Origin of the sequence: Corynebacterium sp. HMSC05E07 (genome assembly GCF_001807225.1) — a bacterium.
Classification (GTDB): domain Bacteria; phylum Actinomycetota; class Actinomycetes; order Mycobacteriales; family Mycobacteriaceae; genus Corynebacterium; species Corynebacterium singulare.
Genome location: NZ_KV788207.1, coordinates 78790 through 93861 on the forward strand (window position 1 = coordinate 78790; position 15072 = coordinate 93861).

13 protein-coding genes are annotated in these 15072 nt (G+C 58.3%); 10 read left to right on the top strand and 3 right to left on the bottom strand.

From position 1 onward, the window contains the following. Positions 1 to 13 precede the first annotated feature (13 nt). Complete coding sequence (locus tag HMPREF3149_RS02170; protein ID WP_070536230.1) at positions 14 to 697, top strand: TIGR03089 family protein; 684 nt, start codon at positions 14 to 16, stop codon at positions 695 to 697. A gap of 24 nt (positions 698 to 721) precedes the next feature. Further along, on the top strand, positions 722 to 1444 hold the full coding sequence (locus HMPREF3149_RS02175; RefSeq protein ID WP_070536232.1) for a sulfite exporter TauE/SafE family protein: 723 nt from the start codon (positions 722 to 724) through the stop codon (positions 1442 to 1444). 102 nt (positions 1445 to 1546) lie between these two features. On the opposite strand, the gene HMPREF3149_RS02180 is transcribed toward HMPREF3149_RS02175, so the two are convergent. Both HMPREF3149_RS02180 and HMPREF3149_RS02185 read right to left on the bottom strand, forming a co-directional pair. After that, entirely contained in the window at positions 1547 to 2479 is a 933-nt protein-coding gene (locus HMPREF3149_RS02180) for a type IV toxin-antitoxin system AbiEi family antitoxin domain-containing protein (RefSeq protein WP_070536234.1), read from the bottom strand. A 178-nt stretch (positions 2480 to 2657) separates the two neighbouring features. Continuing rightward, positions 2658 to 3539: a LysR family transcriptional regulator gene (locus HMPREF3149_RS02185; protein ID WP_246819919.1), complete on the bottom strand. Its 882-nt coding sequence runs from the start codon at positions 3537 to 3539 to the stop codon at positions 2658 to 2660. A 130-nt stretch (positions 3540 to 3669) separates the two neighbouring features. On the opposite strand from HMPREF3149_RS02185, the gene HMPREF3149_RS02190 reads away from it, so the two are divergent. Genes HMPREF3149_RS02190 through HMPREF3149_RS02200 form a run of 3 tightly spaced genes read left to right on the top strand, consistent with a single transcriptional unit; the run spans position 3670 to position 7713 of the window. After that, on the top strand, positions 3670 to 5316 hold the full coding sequence (locus HMPREF3149_RS02190; RefSeq protein WP_070536237.1) for a thiamine pyrophosphate-dependent enzyme: 1647 nt from the start codon (positions 3670 to 3672) through the stop codon (positions 5314 to 5316). Positions 5317 to 5328: 12 nt separating this feature from the next. Then, positions 5329 to 6666 carry an aromatic amino acid transport family protein gene (locus HMPREF3149_RS02195; RefSeq protein ID WP_042529750.1) on the top strand — a complete coding sequence of 446 codons (1338 nt, stop codon included), beginning with the start codon at positions 5329 to 5331 and terminating at the stop codon, positions 6664 to 6666. Between the two features lie 12 nt (positions 6667 to 6678). Then, positions 6679 to 7713: a histidinol-phosphate transaminase gene (locus tag HMPREF3149_RS02200; protein ID WP_070536239.1), complete on the top strand. Its 1035-nt coding sequence runs from the start codon at positions 6679 to 6681 to the stop codon at positions 7711 to 7713. Here HMPREF3149_RS02200 and HMPREF3149_RS12885 read toward each other — a convergent pair. Next, positions 7646 to 8392, bottom strand: a complete 747-nt coding sequence (locus HMPREF3149_RS12885; protein WP_246819920.1) for a TetR/AcrR family transcriptional regulator — start codon at positions 8390 to 8392, stop codon at positions 7646 to 7648. The genes HMPREF3149_RS02200 and HMPREF3149_RS12885 overlap by 68 nt on opposite strands. A gap of 120 nt (positions 8393 to 8512) precedes the next feature. Between HMPREF3149_RS12885 and HMPREF3149_RS02205 the strand changes: the two genes are divergently transcribed. The 5 genes from HMPREF3149_RS02205 to HMPREF3149_RS02225 all read left to right on the top strand — a co-directional run bounded on the left by HMPREF3149_RS02205 (position 8513) and on the right by HMPREF3149_RS02225 (position 14964). Further along, on the top strand, positions 8513 to 10018 hold the full coding sequence (locus HMPREF3149_RS02205; protein ID WP_070536241.1) for a flavin monoamine oxidase family protein: 1506 nt from the start codon (positions 8513 to 8515) through the stop codon (positions 10016 to 10018). 47 nt (positions 10019 to 10065) lie between these two features. Then, the gene (locus HMPREF3149_RS02210; protein WP_236684022.1) at positions 10066 to 10965 is read left to right on the top strand and encodes a universal stress protein; all 900 of its coding nucleotides are present in this window, start codon (positions 10066 to 10068) and stop codon (positions 10963 to 10965) included. Beyond that, the gene (locus HMPREF3149_RS02215) at positions 10962 to 12515 is read left to right on the top strand and encodes an APC family permease (RefSeq protein ID WP_070536243.1); all 1554 of its coding nucleotides are present in this window, start codon (positions 10962 to 10964) and stop codon (positions 12513 to 12515) included. The genes HMPREF3149_RS02210 and HMPREF3149_RS02215 overlap by 4 nt, the downstream gene beginning before the upstream one ends. 26 nt (positions 12516 to 12541) lie before the next feature. Continuing rightward, positions 12542 to 13918: an NAD-dependent succinate-semialdehyde dehydrogenase gene (locus tag HMPREF3149_RS02220; protein ID WP_070536245.1), complete on the top strand. Its 1377-nt coding sequence runs from the start codon at positions 12542 to 12544 to the stop codon at positions 13916 to 13918. Positions 13919 to 14094: 176 nt separating this feature from the next. Further along, a complete protein-coding gene (locus tag HMPREF3149_RS02225; protein ID WP_070536247.1) occupies positions 14095 to 14964 on the top strand; it encodes an endonuclease domain-containing protein in 870 nt (289 codons plus the stop codon). Positions 14965 to 15072 lie beyond the last annotated feature (108 nt).

Here is a 15072-nt window from a genome sequence, read left to right on the forward strand (position 1 = left end):
ACGATGGGCGGCCATGGAACTCCTACAGCATCTCCTGTCCGCCGATGCCTCCGCGCCGCGCCTCAGCGTCTATAACGAGTCTGATGGCACCCGCATGGACTTCTCGGCGCAAACACTGGAGAACTGGACCTCCAAAATCGCCAACATGTTGCTCGAGGAGCTCGACCTTGAGCCCGGCGCCGAGTCCCGTATCCTCATTGATTTGCCCGTGTCCTGGCAGTCAGCGGTCATCGCGCTCGGCGCGCTAGCCGCCGGTATCCCCTTCGATGTGACCGATGGCGCATCTCCGGTTGGGGCTGTCGAATCTGTCGCGGTGCTTTTCACCTCCCCCGAAGCATGTGCTGAAGGCTCCACAGTGCCCGGGGCAGACACCGTCCTGGTTACTCAAGATCCTTTTGGACGCGGCGTAACCGAAACCGGCGGTAAGCTCCCCACCGGCACCATCGATTTTGGCCCAACCGTCCGTTTCTACGGCGATCACTTCGTCGGGGAAACCACACCTCTCCCGCAGCTCTTCCCCACCGAAGGGGGCGCTGAACGCGTGCTCTCCCAAGGCTGGACAGACACCTCCTCCTTCGAGCGCGCAGTACTCCAACCACTCGCCGCGGGCGGCTCCGCCGTCATTGTGGCGGGCCTGTGCTCGGCGGACCGTTTGAAGGAGATCGCGGACAACGAGAAGGTCACCGTCCGCGCCTAGGTGGCGCCGTGAGATAGTGGAGCAATGTTCAGCTGGCTCTATATCTTCATCGGCGTGCTCATCCTCGTGGGCACAATCTGCCAGGGCACCATCGGATTTGGGCTGGGCACCATCGCCACCCCTATCTTGGCGCTGATTAAGCCAGAGCTGGTTCCCACGCTCATCCTCCTGCTGGCTTTTGTCATTTCAACCACGACGATGCTCAAGGCGCGCACAGCCGTGTCCTGGGACATTGTGGCTATTTCCTCCATCGCGCGCATCCCCGGCTCCCTCGCAGGTGCGTGGGCGATTGCCTCCCTGTCTCACCGTGGGCTATCCCTGTTCATTGGCTGCGCCGTTATCTTTGCCATGACCTTGTCGAGCCTCGGCTGGTCCCCCAAGCGCACAACAAGCAACATCGCTGTCGCCGGAGTGGCCTCTGGCTTCTTAGGTACTTCGACCTCAATTGGCGGCCCGCCCATGGCCTTGGTGCTCAAAGGCTACGATCCCGCCCGTGTGCGCGGCACGCTCTCCGGCACCTTCATCATCGGCACGCTCATCTCCCTGGCCATCCTCGCCGTAAACGGGCAAGTCACCCAGCTGCAGCTCACCGCCGCCGCAGCCTATCTCCCCGTGGCCATTGTGGGGCTCATCGCCGCTGGCTACCTCAACCGCTTCATCAATGCGAACGTGCTCAATCGCATTGTGCTCGTGGTGGCCATCAGCGCGGCCTTGGCGCTCATTGTTGAAGGACTCATTGCAGCCTAGCGTCCGCGACCTACTGTCAGGGTCAACTGCCAGGATCACGCTCCACACTGACCCGATCTGCCAAAGAGACCACCTCCGGTTCACGATCTGGCAATAACTTCGTCAACTAGGCCAGTTAGATGGCTCTGAGTAATCAGGAGGGTCAGGCAAGTCCGGCGGAAGATATCCCAAGTGCTCGCTGTACTCCCAGGGTTTTGGTTTGGGTGGCAACACTCCCTCATGCCAGAAGCCGATGAACTTGAAGTAGCGCTTCTCGAAGTCGGGATTCCTGGCATTAGCTATCTGGTCGATGACGTAGTCCAAGTGGTGCGCCACGCAATGACCTGTGTAGCGCAGCGTTAGCCACCCAATCAGCGCACCTTCGTTGTTTTTCCAGTGGTCCCGCAGCCATGCCTCTTGTTGGGAATGAAATTTCATCCCGTTGATTTCTACCGCAACTTTGAGCGCTGGGAGCACAATGTCCCAGGTGTAGTGGCCGATAACAACGTTGCACTCAACCTTAAGCCCACGCCTTTTCAATCCCTTGGCCACCTTGACCTCCGCACCAGAGTCTGTGAACAAAACAGCCTGCTCCAGCATCCGTTGGCTTGCAACAGGGGTGACCTTGAGCGCTTCGCGGTGACTATCCAGGCGAGCCCGCCCGGCCTTTGAGGAATAGATGGACTCAAAAACGCGAATTCCCAGCTCAGGGCTAACTTTCTTCATTGCGACAAGAGGATTAAGGACCCGGATCCCAGACAGCGTAACAAAGCTTTCGACACTCACCCGTGTGTGCACATAAAAGGTTGATGTCGGCATTCTCTCCACACTGGCGAGCCTCAGTGGAAAAGTGACGGTCTCGCCAAGGAGTACCTGAGCAGCCGTTGTACCTGTCGCCTTAAGGAATGGCCGGTGCTCCTGTAAAAGCTTCAATAGTTCCAATGGCTCGGGCCTGCCCCAGACGTAGAGCCCCCTGGCGAGACGCGTAATCTCTCCCCGGCGCACCCGAGTTGCAAGCGCACCTTTAGATAAGCCGCGCACAATGCCGTGTTTCATGTCATTCCCCCCGGAAAGCTCGGCCCCAAACTAACACGGCGCACCGCTGAGTGCAGAGCAACTGCCCTATCTGCCGAAGCTATCGTCTCTGACTCAAGATCCAGCCAGATCTTTGGCAACGAGGGCAGTAATATCCAATGCCACTAGGAGTGCACCGCTCAGCACCAAGAAAGCAGCTCTAGCGAAGAGATCCCACAATAAAACTGCGAAACCGCCGGGCAATCTGCGCAATCTCCTCCCTCGCGTAGTGCCCCGGGGACCAGGCCGCCACCAGCGGCACACCGTCCAGAGACTTTCCACCATCGACCACGTCGAAGCCCACTAGTCGCGCCGGTTGCAGCTCAGTCATCAGTGCCACGGCCTGGCCCGAGCGGGCCAAGGCACTCAAGGTTGCGGTGTCATCACACTCAACGTGAGAGCCGAGGCTCAAGCCTGCCCTTCCAATAAAGGAATCAAGCACCCCACGAGAAACGCTGCGGCGCGTGGGAAGGGCAAGTCGCTCCTTCAATAACCGCTCAGCCTCCACCGCAGCCGATCCAGCACACTCCAGCGCCAAGGGGTGCGTGGGCGGCATCCAAGCACGAACAGGAACTGAGCCGAGCGGCAACGAGGCAACCTCGGGTCCTGGCGGTATGGGTGCGATGACGAGGTCGGCAGTGCCCTCCAATGCTTCAAACACCTCGTAGTGCGACACCGGAAACGTAGTAAGCAAGGGAACAGAGGAACCCGCTGCTTCAATGAACGGCGCAAGCAAGGTAGAGGTTGTCGTCGGTGTCGCCGCTACCCGCAGTGCGGCAACGGTGCCCGAGCGCAGGGCATCGACTGCTTGCCCGGCGCGTGCGGACTCCGCGAGAAGGCGCCGGCAGGTGAGGATGAGGGCATGGGCGGCGTCTGTAAGCACCAGCGCTGACCCGGCGCGGGCGAAGAGCTCGAGGTCCAGTTCCTTCTCGAAGCGACGCAGCTGGCGACTGAGCGCCGGTTGGGTAATTCCCAACTGCGTAGCTGCGGCCGTCACCGTGCCGGCGTCTGCGAGTGCGAGAAAATATCTGGCTTTCACCATGTCCATTTCTCTACTCTTAGCACGACCTATGCCCTTAGGGAATAGGTTTCCAGCTTTTTAGACATTAGACAACATAAAATTAAGTGAGAATAATGAGACCATCGCCACATCAACCTACGGGAGGTTTTCTATGTCACATGTCGGCACCGCTATTGCCGAATCCCTCGCAGCACACAATGTCAGCCGCGCGTTCCTTGTCCCCGGCGAAAGCTTCCTGCCCGTCCTCGACGGTCTCTACGATTCCCCTGTCGAGGCCATCGTCACTCGTCAAGAAGGCGGAGCGGCCTATATGGCGGAAGCCCACGGCAAGGCGACGGGCCAGCCAGGTGTGGCTATGGTGACTCGCGGCCCCGGCGCGGCCAATGCCTTCGTGGGTATCCACACTGCGTGGCAGGACGCCACCCCGCTCGTGCTATTCGTGGGACTCATCCCCATTTCGGACCGTGACCGCGAGTCCTTTCAGGAGTTCGACCCAAAGGCCTGGTTTGGAACCCAGGCCAAGCAGGTCTTCGTTCTTGACGATCCGCAGCGCGCCTCCCGTGTCGTAGCCGAGGCCTTTTTCCAGGCCCAACAAGGCCGCCCCGGCCCCGTGATCGTGGGCTTGCCCGAGGACATCCTCCACCGCGAGTTCACCGGCACTATTCACCCTCCCATCCAGGTCGCGGACGGCGCTCTTTCCGACGCCGACCTCAACCATCTCAGCCGCGAACTCACGCAGGCGCAGCGCCCGCTCATATTCGCCGGCGGACCGCGTTGGACCCCGGAGACCGCCGCAGCCATTACCCAGTTTGCCGAGGACAACCACATCCCCATCATTCAGGACTTCCGCGCCGCTGACCGTGTGCCTTTCGAGTCCCCGGCCAACGCCGGGTGGCTGGGCTACGGCCGCGATCCACGCGCAGCACAACTGCTGGAGGAAGCCTCCCTCGTGCTCGAGGTAGGCGCAGTACTGGGTGATGTCCCTACCGACGGCTATACCCTGCGCCAGTCCCCCGATGCCCGCAACATCGTCATCAGCCCCGATACCAGCTTGCGCGGCCACTCGGTAGCCCTAGAGCGCCACATCGTGGCGAGCCCAGTTGCCTTCGCGAACGCACTGGAACGCCTAAGCGTCCAGGGCGCGGAGGCGCGCGAGGAGTGGTTCAACACTGCTCATGCGAACCACCTAGACTTCGCAACCCTACCTGAGCCCGCCAAGTACCGCGCAGGCAAGGAGGGCACGGCCCACATGGAAACCGTCTTTGCGGCCCTCCACAAGCAACTGCCCAAAGACTCCCTCTACACCTTCGGCGCCGGCAACCATTGCATCTGGGCCCAACGGTTCCTTCGTTCGACGGTCTACCCCTCGCAGTTCAGCGTGCGCAACGGTTCCATGGGTTATTCCGTCCCCGCCGCTGTAGCCACCAAGCTGCAGTTCCCTGAACGCACAGTGGTCACCATCGCCGGCGACGGCGAGTACCTCATGAACGGCCAAGAGCTCGCCACCGCCCTGCAGTATGGTGCGCCGTTCCTCATCATCGTGATGTCCAATGGCGAGTTCGGCACTATCCGCGACCACCAGAAGAAACACTTCCCCGACCGCGTCTCCGGCACCCAACTGGTGAACCCGGATTTCGCGGCGGTCGCGCGCGGCTTCGGCGCACACGGCGAACTCGTCACCGAAGACTCTCAAGTCCCCGATGCCATCGCCCGCGCCCTAGCTGCCATCAACAACGACGGCGTACCCGCGCTCATCAACGTCATCACCGACCAAGATCTTTCCTTGCCCATCGACTAAAGGAGGCTCACCATGAGCACCACGCATAATCCCTCAGCGGCATCCTCCGTGCCTGCCAGTGAGCTGAAAGAAGGTGAGCACCGCGTCGGTGATGATGTCGTGGCCAAGCAGCGACCGGCGGCTTCCACCGCCTCATGGATCATCACGCTCTTTGGCACCGCCGTGGGCGCCGGAATCCTCTTCCTGCCGCTCAACGCCGGCGGTTTCGGATTCTGGCCGCTCGTCTTCGCTACCGTCTTCATCCTGCCGCTGGTGTACTTCTCACACCGCACCTACGCGCGCATCGTGGCCGGCGCCCCACAGGAAGATCATGGCAAGGACATCCTTGAGCTCGTTACCCAATACTTGGGCAAGGGCTCAGGTGTCGTCTTCGCCCTGCTGTATTGGATTACGGTCTTTTCTACCGTGCTTATTTACGGTGTCTCCATCACCAATGCCGTGGATAGCTTCATCGTGAACCAGCTGGGAGGCCCTTCGCTGAACCGCTGGCTACTCGCCACCATCTGCGTCGGAGTCATGACCGGTGGATTTGCCATCGGCCGCAAGCCCATGATCTGGTTGGCCCAGGTACTGGTCTACCCGCTCATCATCGCACTAGCAGTAACCTCCATTTACCTCATCCCCCGCTGGGATCTCCAGAGCTTTATCCACTTCGACGACGGCGCTGATGGCTGGGGCCAGATGCTTAAAGGCATTTTCCTCATCCTGCCGGTCCTGGTCTTTTCTTTCTCCCACATGGCAGCGCTCTCGCAGTTCGCTATCGATATGCAGCCGCAGTACGGTGAGAAGACCGAGAAGCGCGTCTCCCGCACGGAGCTCTACACCGCCATCCTCCTCGTGGTGTTCACCATGTTCTTCGTGTGGTCCTGCGTCCTTGCCTTGGGCGCGGATGGCATGAATGAGGCCCTCGAGCAAAACATCCCGGTGCTCTCCTACTTCGCCAACGTCACCGGCACTCCCTTCATGGCCTACATGGCTCCCATCGTCGTCATCTGCGCCATTGTGTCCTCCTACTTCGGACACATGCTCGGCACCGAGGAAGGCACCGAATACTTGATCAAGACAGCCGCCCCGAAGCTGGCAGAGAAGGTCTCACACCGCACCGTTCTTAACATCATTTATCTCATTGCCTTTGTCGGCACCACGCTCGTGGCAGTGTTCAACCCGTCGATCATTTCCATGATCTCCGTGGTCTCCGGTGTATTCGTGGCGTTCATCGTCTACATCGTGCCGGTGTACATGTTCAAGAAACTCGACGTCTACAAGAAATTCCGTAACGACCCGTGGAACTACTTCGTCTTCGGTATGGGCGTGCTCATCATGGCCGTCACCATCTGGGACCTGCTTTAGAAAGGAACGTGAATGCTTCGCAGCGATCTCTCCAGCTTCCCTGAATACAAGGTGGGCAAGGACTACCCTGATGCCCTCAAGCTCTCCTCCAACGAGGTTGCCTTCTCCCCGTCGGAGAACATCATCGCCGCGGCTGCCGACGCCGCCCGCACCACCAACCGTTATCAGCAACCCGGCTCCCCGGAACTAACCAACGCTCTGTGCAATTACCTTGACGTACCCGCGGACAATATTTTCGTCTCTGCTGGTTCGACACCGATTCTGCAGGCCACCATCCTCGCATGCTGCCAAACGGGTGATGAGGTCATCGTGCCGTGGCGCAGCTTTGAGGCTTACCCCCTCTACGTACGCATGGCCGGTGCGACCCCAGTACTCACCCCGTTGACGGACGACTACCGCGTGGATCTCGACGCCGCCCTCGAAGCCCTTACTGACAAGACCAGGCTCATCATCCTGTGCAATCCCAACAACCCCACGGGCACGGTCATTACCCGGACCGAGTTCCGTGATTTCATGGACCGCGTGCCTAAGGACGTCGTCGTTCTACTCGACGAAGCCTACTGGGAATACAACGATGCCCCCGATACCCCGGACTCCACCGAAGAATACCTGCGTTATCCCAACTTGCTCGGCGTGCGCACTTTCTCCAAGGCCTGGGGTCTCGCAGGCATGCGCGTGGGCTACGCAGTAGCCGGCCCCGAGATCATCAACGCCCTGCGTCTACTCTCCCTGCCCCTAACGGTCACCGCCATGGCAGAGATGGCCGCTGTAGAGGTGCTCAAGCACCAGGACGAGCTTCTCGACGCCGTCGCTACGACCAAAGCCCAACGTGACCGAGTCGCGGAAGCCCTCGGGGCCGAGAAATCCTATGGCAACTTCGTGTGGCTTCCCCGCGGCGACGCTGCCGAAGTTGAGAAGAAGATCCTCGACGAAGGCGTAGTCATCCGCCGCTATCTCGACGAAGGTGTGCGCGTGTCCATTACCAATGAGCAGGAAACGACGCAGTTCCTTGAGGCGTGGGAGCGGGCCGGCATTCAGCCGTGGTGATATCCGCCAGCAAGGCCTCTAGCCCTAGGCGGAACGACTCATCGGCATAGGGGTTACGGTCCGCTGTATTACCCGCTTCTGCTCCATTAGAGTGCGGCAGGAAAGCTTCACGAGCTCTAACAAGGTGAGGTGCCTCGACGGCATTTTCAGGGGGAATATCAAAAATTTCCTCTGGAGCATGAACGTCGTAGGCACTGCCGTAAATAAAGGATTCAAGCGCCACAATGCGCGGCATGATCCGCTCATCCGACAAGCCAGCTTTTTTAAACACTTGCACGACGAGCTCGTACATTTCCATCGTTCGCGGTGCACCCGAGATTGGCGTGACGGCGATAAACTGCACCAAAGGGGTATGCCGAGCACAGACATCACGATAAGACGTGGCCCAAGCGGAAAGTGCCTTATAAGGCGTGCTCGTTGGTGCAACGCCAAGCGCGGCATAGAGAGGGCCACAGTCGACTTGCTCCATGACCGCATCTTCGACAAGTGTAATGAGCTCTTCTTTCCCCGAAACGTGGTTATAGAGCGCACTGGTTCCCACACCGATTTCACGGGCAATGCGCGACATAGTCAGTTTTTCGTAGCCTTCTGCCCCCACAATGGTGAGAGCGGCCTCTGCTATTTTTTCCCGCGTCACCAGTGTTTTTGTGGGACGTCCCTTTGATCGACTACGGGTCACAGTTCATTTCCTTGTCGTGAGTTACGTTTCTTCGGTACAGTGATACGTGACACAAAATGAATCACATTCATTTTTTGCCTAATTGTCCCTCCATCATCCCACAGGAACGGAGTCCCCATCATGACCTCCCTCATTAAGTCCGATAACCCGGTCATCGAACGCGACGTCGTCGTTATCGGCGCCGGCCCGGCTGGCCTCATGGCTGCCCACACTTTGAAAAAGAAGGGGTTAAGCGTTGCCGTTCTTGAAGCCCGCGAGCGCGTCGGAGGCCGCACCTGGAACGGCAAAGTCAAGGACGACCAAGGTGTTGAGCACTTCGTCGAGCTGGGTGGCCAGTGGATTTCCCCTGATCAGACCCGCCTGATTGAGCTCGTAGACGAGCTCGGCCTCGAGACCTTCTCGCGCTACCGCGAGGGCAAGTCCATTTACGTCGCACCGGACGGCACCCGCCACGAGTACGAAGGCACCGTATTTCCCGCCGATGAGAAGACCATCGCTGAGATGGACCGACTGATCGAGATGATGGACAAGCTCGCCGCTGAGATGGATCCGGCCAACCCCTGGTCACACCCGCGCGCTAAGGAGCTGGACTCCATTTCCTTCCGCAACTGGCTCGAGACTCTGTCAGACGACACTGAGGCCATCGACAACGTTTCCATTTACGTCGCCTCCGGCATGCTCACCAAGCCGTCCTACACGTTCTCCACCCTGCAAGCAGTACTTATGGCGTGCTCCGCAGGATCCTTCAGCAACCTCGTGGATGAAGATTTCATCCTTGATAAGCGCGTCGTTGGCGGTATGCAGTCCGTCTCCCTTACTTTGGCCGAGGGCCTAGGCGAAGACGTCCACCTTGGCACCCCAGTACGCGAGCTCCACTGGGCTGAGCCAGACGCCTCTACCGCAGATGAACTCAACAAGATTCAAGCTGACGTCCGCAATGGAGTCGAAGGTAACGGCGAGCCGGGTAACGTCACTGCTTACTCGGAAAAGGTCACTGTCAAGGCTCGTTTCGCTGTTCTGGCCGTGCCGCCGAACCTGTATAACCGCATCTCTTTCGTCCCCCCGATGCCACGCGACCAGCAAATCGCCCATCAGCACATCTCCATGGGTCTTGTTATTAAGGTTCACGCTGTTTACGACACTCCGTTCTGGCGTGAGGAAGGCCTCTCCGGTACCGGTTTCGGTGGCGGACGTTTGGTTCAGGAAGTGTATGACAACACCAACTACGGCAAGAACTTTGCCGAGTCTGCCGAAGGAGAAGAAGACACCTACGGTACCCTCGTGGGCTTTGTTTCCGATGTCTACGCTGAAGAGATGTGGCACCTGCCTCCCGAGGAGCGCAAGATCCGAATTCTCGATGCGATGGCAGACTACCTCGGTCCGAAGACTAAGGAACCTATCGCTTTCTACCTTTCCGATATGGCCGCTGAAGAGTGGACCCGAGGCGCTTACGCCACCTCCTACGACCTCGGTGGACTCTCCCGTTGGGGTCACCTTCAGAACCAACCAACAGGCCCGATTTACTACGCCTGCTCTGACATCGCCGCCGAAGGCTACCAGCACGTCGACGGTGCCATTCGCCAGGGCGAAATCGCTGCACTGACCATCGCTGAGAAAGCGAAGTAAATATGTCACCGGCAAGTTTTCCTCATCGAGGTGCCAGCGGCTGCATTGTGATCGGTTACGTCGCCACCGACTTTGGCAAAGATGCACTGCAGCTTGGTATCGCCTTGGCAAAGGAACGCAACGTACGCCTCGAGATCGTCATGGTCGCACCGGCACAGAACTCTTTCTCCGGTGTGTACCCGCACGATCGCGGGTATGGATCAATCTTGGAGGAGCAAATCGCCGGTTGGCTGGAAGAGGCCTTGGCTGCGGTCCCTGAGGGGATCGATGCCACCGCTCGAATCGTTCCCGGCGAGTCTGAGGCATCCGCCCTGAGTGAGACCGCTGAGAAGCTAGGTGCGGACCTACTGGTTGTCGGAGCTCGTAAGGGTGGTCTGTTCGGCCGCTTCCAGATGGGAGCAGCAGTCAACGTCCTTCTTCACTCCGCCCCAGTTCCCGTTGCGCTTGCCCCACGCGGATTTTCGCACCCCGGCCCGATTGGGCGCATCACCACATTCTTCGGACCCCGCCAAGGAACCTCTGACGTCATTGCCATCGGGCTCGACCGAGCTCACCGTCGTGGAATCCCACTACGCTTGGTCTCCCTCGTCCTCAATGGTGAGTCTGACATGCAGGGACTCGGAACCGATGTGCCCAGCGCACTTAACGCCTACGCCAACCGCAAACTAGCCGATTCCGCACAACACATGCTTGATGCAGGCCACGCCACAACCGAGGTGGCATCCGGCAAGGATGTAGCTGCAGCCTTGGAGAAACTCGACTGGGAGGACGGCGAAATTGCCGTTGTAGGTTCCTCCCGAATGGCCGTGCCGGGTCGTCTTTTCCTCGGCACGACAGCATCCCGCATGCTCCGTTTGATCCCTGTCCCCATGGTTGTTGTTCCCGCCGGCTACATGCAGGCAGGAGAAGAAAACAACCTTCTTCCGAAAGGTGGTAAGAACACATGACCACCACCACTCCCCCAACGAACTCGTCCACCAAGACCTCAGGTGGCGCCTCAGACAAAGGCTTGGCAACTGGCCGCGTCGGATTGCTAGGTGCTGTTGTCATTGGTGTTAGCTGCATTGCACCTACGTACACCTTGACCTCCGGTATCGGTCCCACTATTTCCGCAGTGGGACAGTACGTCCCAGCGGTACTCCTGCTCGGCTTCATCCCCATGCTGCTGGTCGCCTTTGCTTATCGTGAGCTCAACAATGCGGTACCAGACTCTGGTACCTCATTTACGTGGGCCACGAAGGCTTTTGGGCCGTGGGCAGGCTGGATGGGCGGCTGGGGCCTAATCACCGCAACTATCCTTGTGCTGTCCAACCTTGCAGCAGTTGCTGTGGACTTCTTCTACCTGCTTCTAGGTCAACTTTTCAATAACCCGACGATAGGTGAACTCACCCGAAACTTGTGGGTTAATATCCCCACTACCTTCGTATTTATCGCCATCGCTGGCTATATTTCCTACCGCGGCCTGGATTCGACCCAGAAGCTGCAGTACGTCCTTGTGGTTATTCAGATTTCCGCAATCGTGCTTTTCGACGTTGTCGCTATCCATAACGCCTACAACAATGGAGGCTTCGATTTCACGCCGATCTCCCTAGAGTGGTTCAACCCCGTTGGAATCGGTAGTTTCTCACTTATCGCTGCAGGTATCTCGCTTTCCATCTTTATGTTCTGGGGATGGGATGTAACCCTCACGATGAATGAGGAAACCAAGAATCCTGAAAAGACCCCTGGCCGCGCTGCGACGATTACCGTGCTCATCATCATCGCGTTGTACATCCTCACGGCGCTCGCTGTCGTGACGTGGGCGGGCACCGGAGATACCGGTCTTGGTGCGGGCAACCCAGAGAACCAGGAATCAATATTCGCAGTGCTCTCCGAACCGGTCCTTGGTAAGGCCTCGATTCTCATTTACATTGCCGTCTTGTCCTCGTCATTCGCCTCACTGCAATCGACGATGGTAGGGCCTGCCCGCACATTGTTGGCGATGGGCTACTACCGTGCCCTGCCTCCAGCATTTGCAAAGATCAGTCCACGGTTCCGCTCTCCTTCGACAGCAACCATTGTCTCCGCAGTTGCAGCAGCTCTGTTCTACGCGGTCACTCGTCTCATTTCGGAGAACGCACTGTGGGACACCATCGCTACCATGGGGCTCATGGTCTGTTTCTACTATGGAATCACGGCCGTGGCCTGCATCTGGTACTTCCGAACGGAATTGTTTAGCTCGGTGCATAACATCATATTTAAGTTCCTCTTCCCCACTGTCGGCGGCGGATTCTTGCTCATGATGTTCTTCATCACCGCGTTCGATTCCATGGACCCGTCCTACGGATCTGGTTCAGAAATCGGTGGTATCGGCATGGTATTCATCTTGAGCGTCGCCGTCTTGGGCTTAGGCGTCATCCTCATGCTGTTCACCCGTTTCGCCCACCCAGGGTTCTTCAAGGGCGAAACACTCAAACGAATCACCTCTTGCGACGACGACCAGCAACCGCTGGTCTAGCTACAAACTCACATAAGGAGAAAAAATTGTCCATCACCTATCGCGTCCAAAACCCGGTCACCAACGAAGTGGTCGAAACCTTCAACACCGCAACCGATGCCGAAATTGAAGCCACCCTGGCCAAATCCGCTGCTGCCTTCCAAGAGTGGTCCACTCGCCCAATTTCTGAGCGCGCCGAAATTATGACCCGCGTCAGCGAGCTTTTCGAAGAGCGCAAGGAAGAGCTCGCCAAGATCGCCGGAGACGAGATGGGTAAGCTCCACTCCGAAGGTATCGAAGAAGCAGAGTTCTCCGCGGCCATCATCAAGTACTACGCCGATAACGGCGCTGACTTCACCAAGGACCAGGAGATTCCCACTGCCTCCAACGGAACCGCTGTTATTCGCCGCCTGCCTATTGGCCCGCTACTGGGAATCATGCCGTGGAACTTCCCCTACTACCAGATCGCTCGTTTCGTAGGACCAAACCTGATGCTGGGAAACACCATCATCCTCAAGGATGCGGAAATCTGCCCACGTTCTGCTCTGGCAGTTCAGAAGATCATGGACGACGCCGGCGTTCCGGAAGGCGTCTACAACAACGTTTTCGCTAGCCACGACCAGATTTCCACCATCATCGCGGACTCCCGCATCCAAGGCGTCTCCCTCACGGGTTCTGAGCGAGCTGGATCCATTATTGGCGCCCAGGCAGGTGAGAACCTGAAGAAGGCTGTTCTGGAACTTGGCGGCTCCGACCCGTACGTTCTGCTCGACACCGACGACGTCAAGGCAGCTGCCGAGCTCGCATGGGGAACCCGCATGTACAACACGGGCCAGGCGTGCAATTCCAACAAGCGCATGATCGTGATGGAGGACATTTACGACGAGTTCGTTGCAGAACTCGAGCGCCTCGCAAACGCAGCCGTACAAACTACCCCGGATAACGAGAAGGAAGGCGGCTACTCCGCACTTTCCTCCCGTGATGCCGCCGAGAAGCTCCGCGACCAGCTGGACCGTGCCGTTAAGGCTGGCGCTAATCTACGCGCTGGTGGAGAACTCTCCGAAGAAGGTTCCTACGTCTCCCCCGCCGTCATCACTGATATTCCGGTCGGCTCCGATATCTACTACGAGGAGTTCTTTGGCCCAGTCGCAACTGTCTACAAGGTCAGCAACGATGAAGAGGCCCTCGATCTGGCAAACAACACTCAGTACGGCCTGGGCGGTACCGTGTTCTCCCAGGACACCGAACGCGCTGCAGCGGTCTCCCGTCGCCTCGAGTGCGGTATGGCCAACGTCAACACCCCCGCTGGAGAAGGCGAAGAAATGCCTTTCGGTGGCGTGAAGCGCTCCGGCTTTGGTCGCGAGCTCGGACCGCTGGGCATGGATGAGTTTGTCAACAAGCAGCTCTACTACGTGGAGAAGTAAACCCCGCTCCCGCTATCGCGCTGAGCACACACCCAGTGTAAATTTTTTGCCAAGGAGACTGCCGGATCCCAAAGGATTACGCGGTCTCCTTGGCAGTTTTCTGCACAGCTACATTCAAAGCGCTACTCTGGAAACGTGCTGCGGGGTGCAGCACACCACGAACTCGGGGGTTCTCCATGACTAATTTCGTCGTAACTGGCGTCAGTAGCGCCACGTTGAGCCGCGGAGCAAAATCCGGGCGTTACATCAAAGTGTGCTCGACGCTTTATCTCACGCGTGAACCTACTCCGCACGAGCTTTTGACTCTTCTGGTGGAACGCTACCCCGGACTGCGGGGCACGGGTCCAACTGCCGCGCAGATCTATCTGGGACAGGAACTCTCATTCCCACTGCATGTCGCCCATCGCAGCCAGCTGCCGCAGCCGCCCTACTTCCATGCTTATCGCACAAAGAAACTTAAAGCGCTGGTCAAGAATGGGTTCGCTATCCATATACCGTGCCTCGCTGCCGAAAGGCTTGATGACGCCACCGCCACTACATTGCTGGAAACCTTCTACGCTCGCCGAGACGGACCCCGGTACCTCAAGCGCCATAACGAGGGCGTGCGTTTTAGTCCGCGGGTGCGCTCTCTCATCGAACTCGCTGCACTAGGCACTGATTCCGAGGTGGAGAAGATCCTTAGCCACGCACTCACTGAGGCAGGGCTGCGCGTAACCAACAACGTCCGTCTGGGAGCGTATTACTGGGACATCGTCATCCCTGAGCTCAACGTCATCGTGGAAATCGATGGATTTAGTTTCCACACAAGCGATAATCGCTTGACTTTCGCGAAGGATCGGTGGAAGGGAAACGACGCTACCCTAGCCGGCTATATTCTCCTCCGGTACAGCGGAAGTTGTATCGTCTACGAACTTCCCCGAGTAGTCGACCAGATTCTGTCTGTGCGTGAGCGCCCAGTACCTATGCCAGAGCACGGGGTGTGGACTTGGCACTGGCTCTTCGTTCGCGAGGCAAATCAGGACCAGTACACCATCTATTCCTCTTGAGCGTTGGTCGATAAACGGCGGAGCTGGATAGCGGGTGCAAAAAATGAGCACGATAGCCCTAGAATCCGAGTCGATTCCGAGACTATCGTGCTCAAATCTTGCACTGCC

Excerpts from the sequence above, each read along its gene's own strand:
- HMPREF3149_RS02185 (WP_246819919.1), bottom strand. The coding sequence starts at position 3,539 with ATGGTGAAAGCCAGATATTTTCTCGCACTCGCAGACGCCGGCACGGTG.
- HMPREF3149_RS02225 (WP_070536247.1), top strand. The coding sequence starts at position 14,095 with ATGACTAATTTCGTCGTAACTGGCGTCAGTAGCGCCACGTTGAGCCGC.
- HMPREF3149_RS02175 (WP_070536232.1), top strand. The coding sequence starts at position 722 with ATGTTCAGCTGGCTCTATATCTTCATCGGCGTGCTCATCCTCGTGGGC.
- HMPREF3149_RS02180 (WP_070536234.1), bottom strand. The coding sequence starts at position 2,479 with ATGAAACACGGCATTGTGCGCGGCTTATCTAAAGGTGCGCTTGCAACT.
- HMPREF3149_RS02205 (WP_070536241.1), top strand. The coding sequence starts at position 8,513 with ATGACCTCCCTCATTAAGTCCGATAACCCGGTCATCGAACGCGACGTC.
- HMPREF3149_RS02200 (WP_070536239.1), top strand. The coding sequence starts at position 6,679 with ATGCTTCGCAGCGATCTCTCCAGCTTCCCTGAATACAAGGTGGGCAAG.
- HMPREF3149_RS02190 (WP_070536237.1), top strand. The coding sequence starts at position 3,670 with ATGTCACATGTCGGCACCGCTATTGCCGAATCCCTCGCAGCACACAAT.
- HMPREF3149_RS02170 (WP_070536230.1), top strand. The coding sequence starts at position 14 with ATGGAACTCCTACAGCATCTCCTGTCCGCCGATGCCTCCGCGCCGCGC.
- HMPREF3149_RS02215 (WP_070536243.1), top strand. The coding sequence starts at position 10,962 with ATGACCACCACCACTCCCCCAACGAACTCGTCCACCAAGACCTCAGGT.
- HMPREF3149_RS02195 (WP_042529750.1), top strand. The coding sequence starts at position 5,329 with ATGAGCACCACGCATAATCCCTCAGCGGCATCCTCCGTGCCTGCCAGT.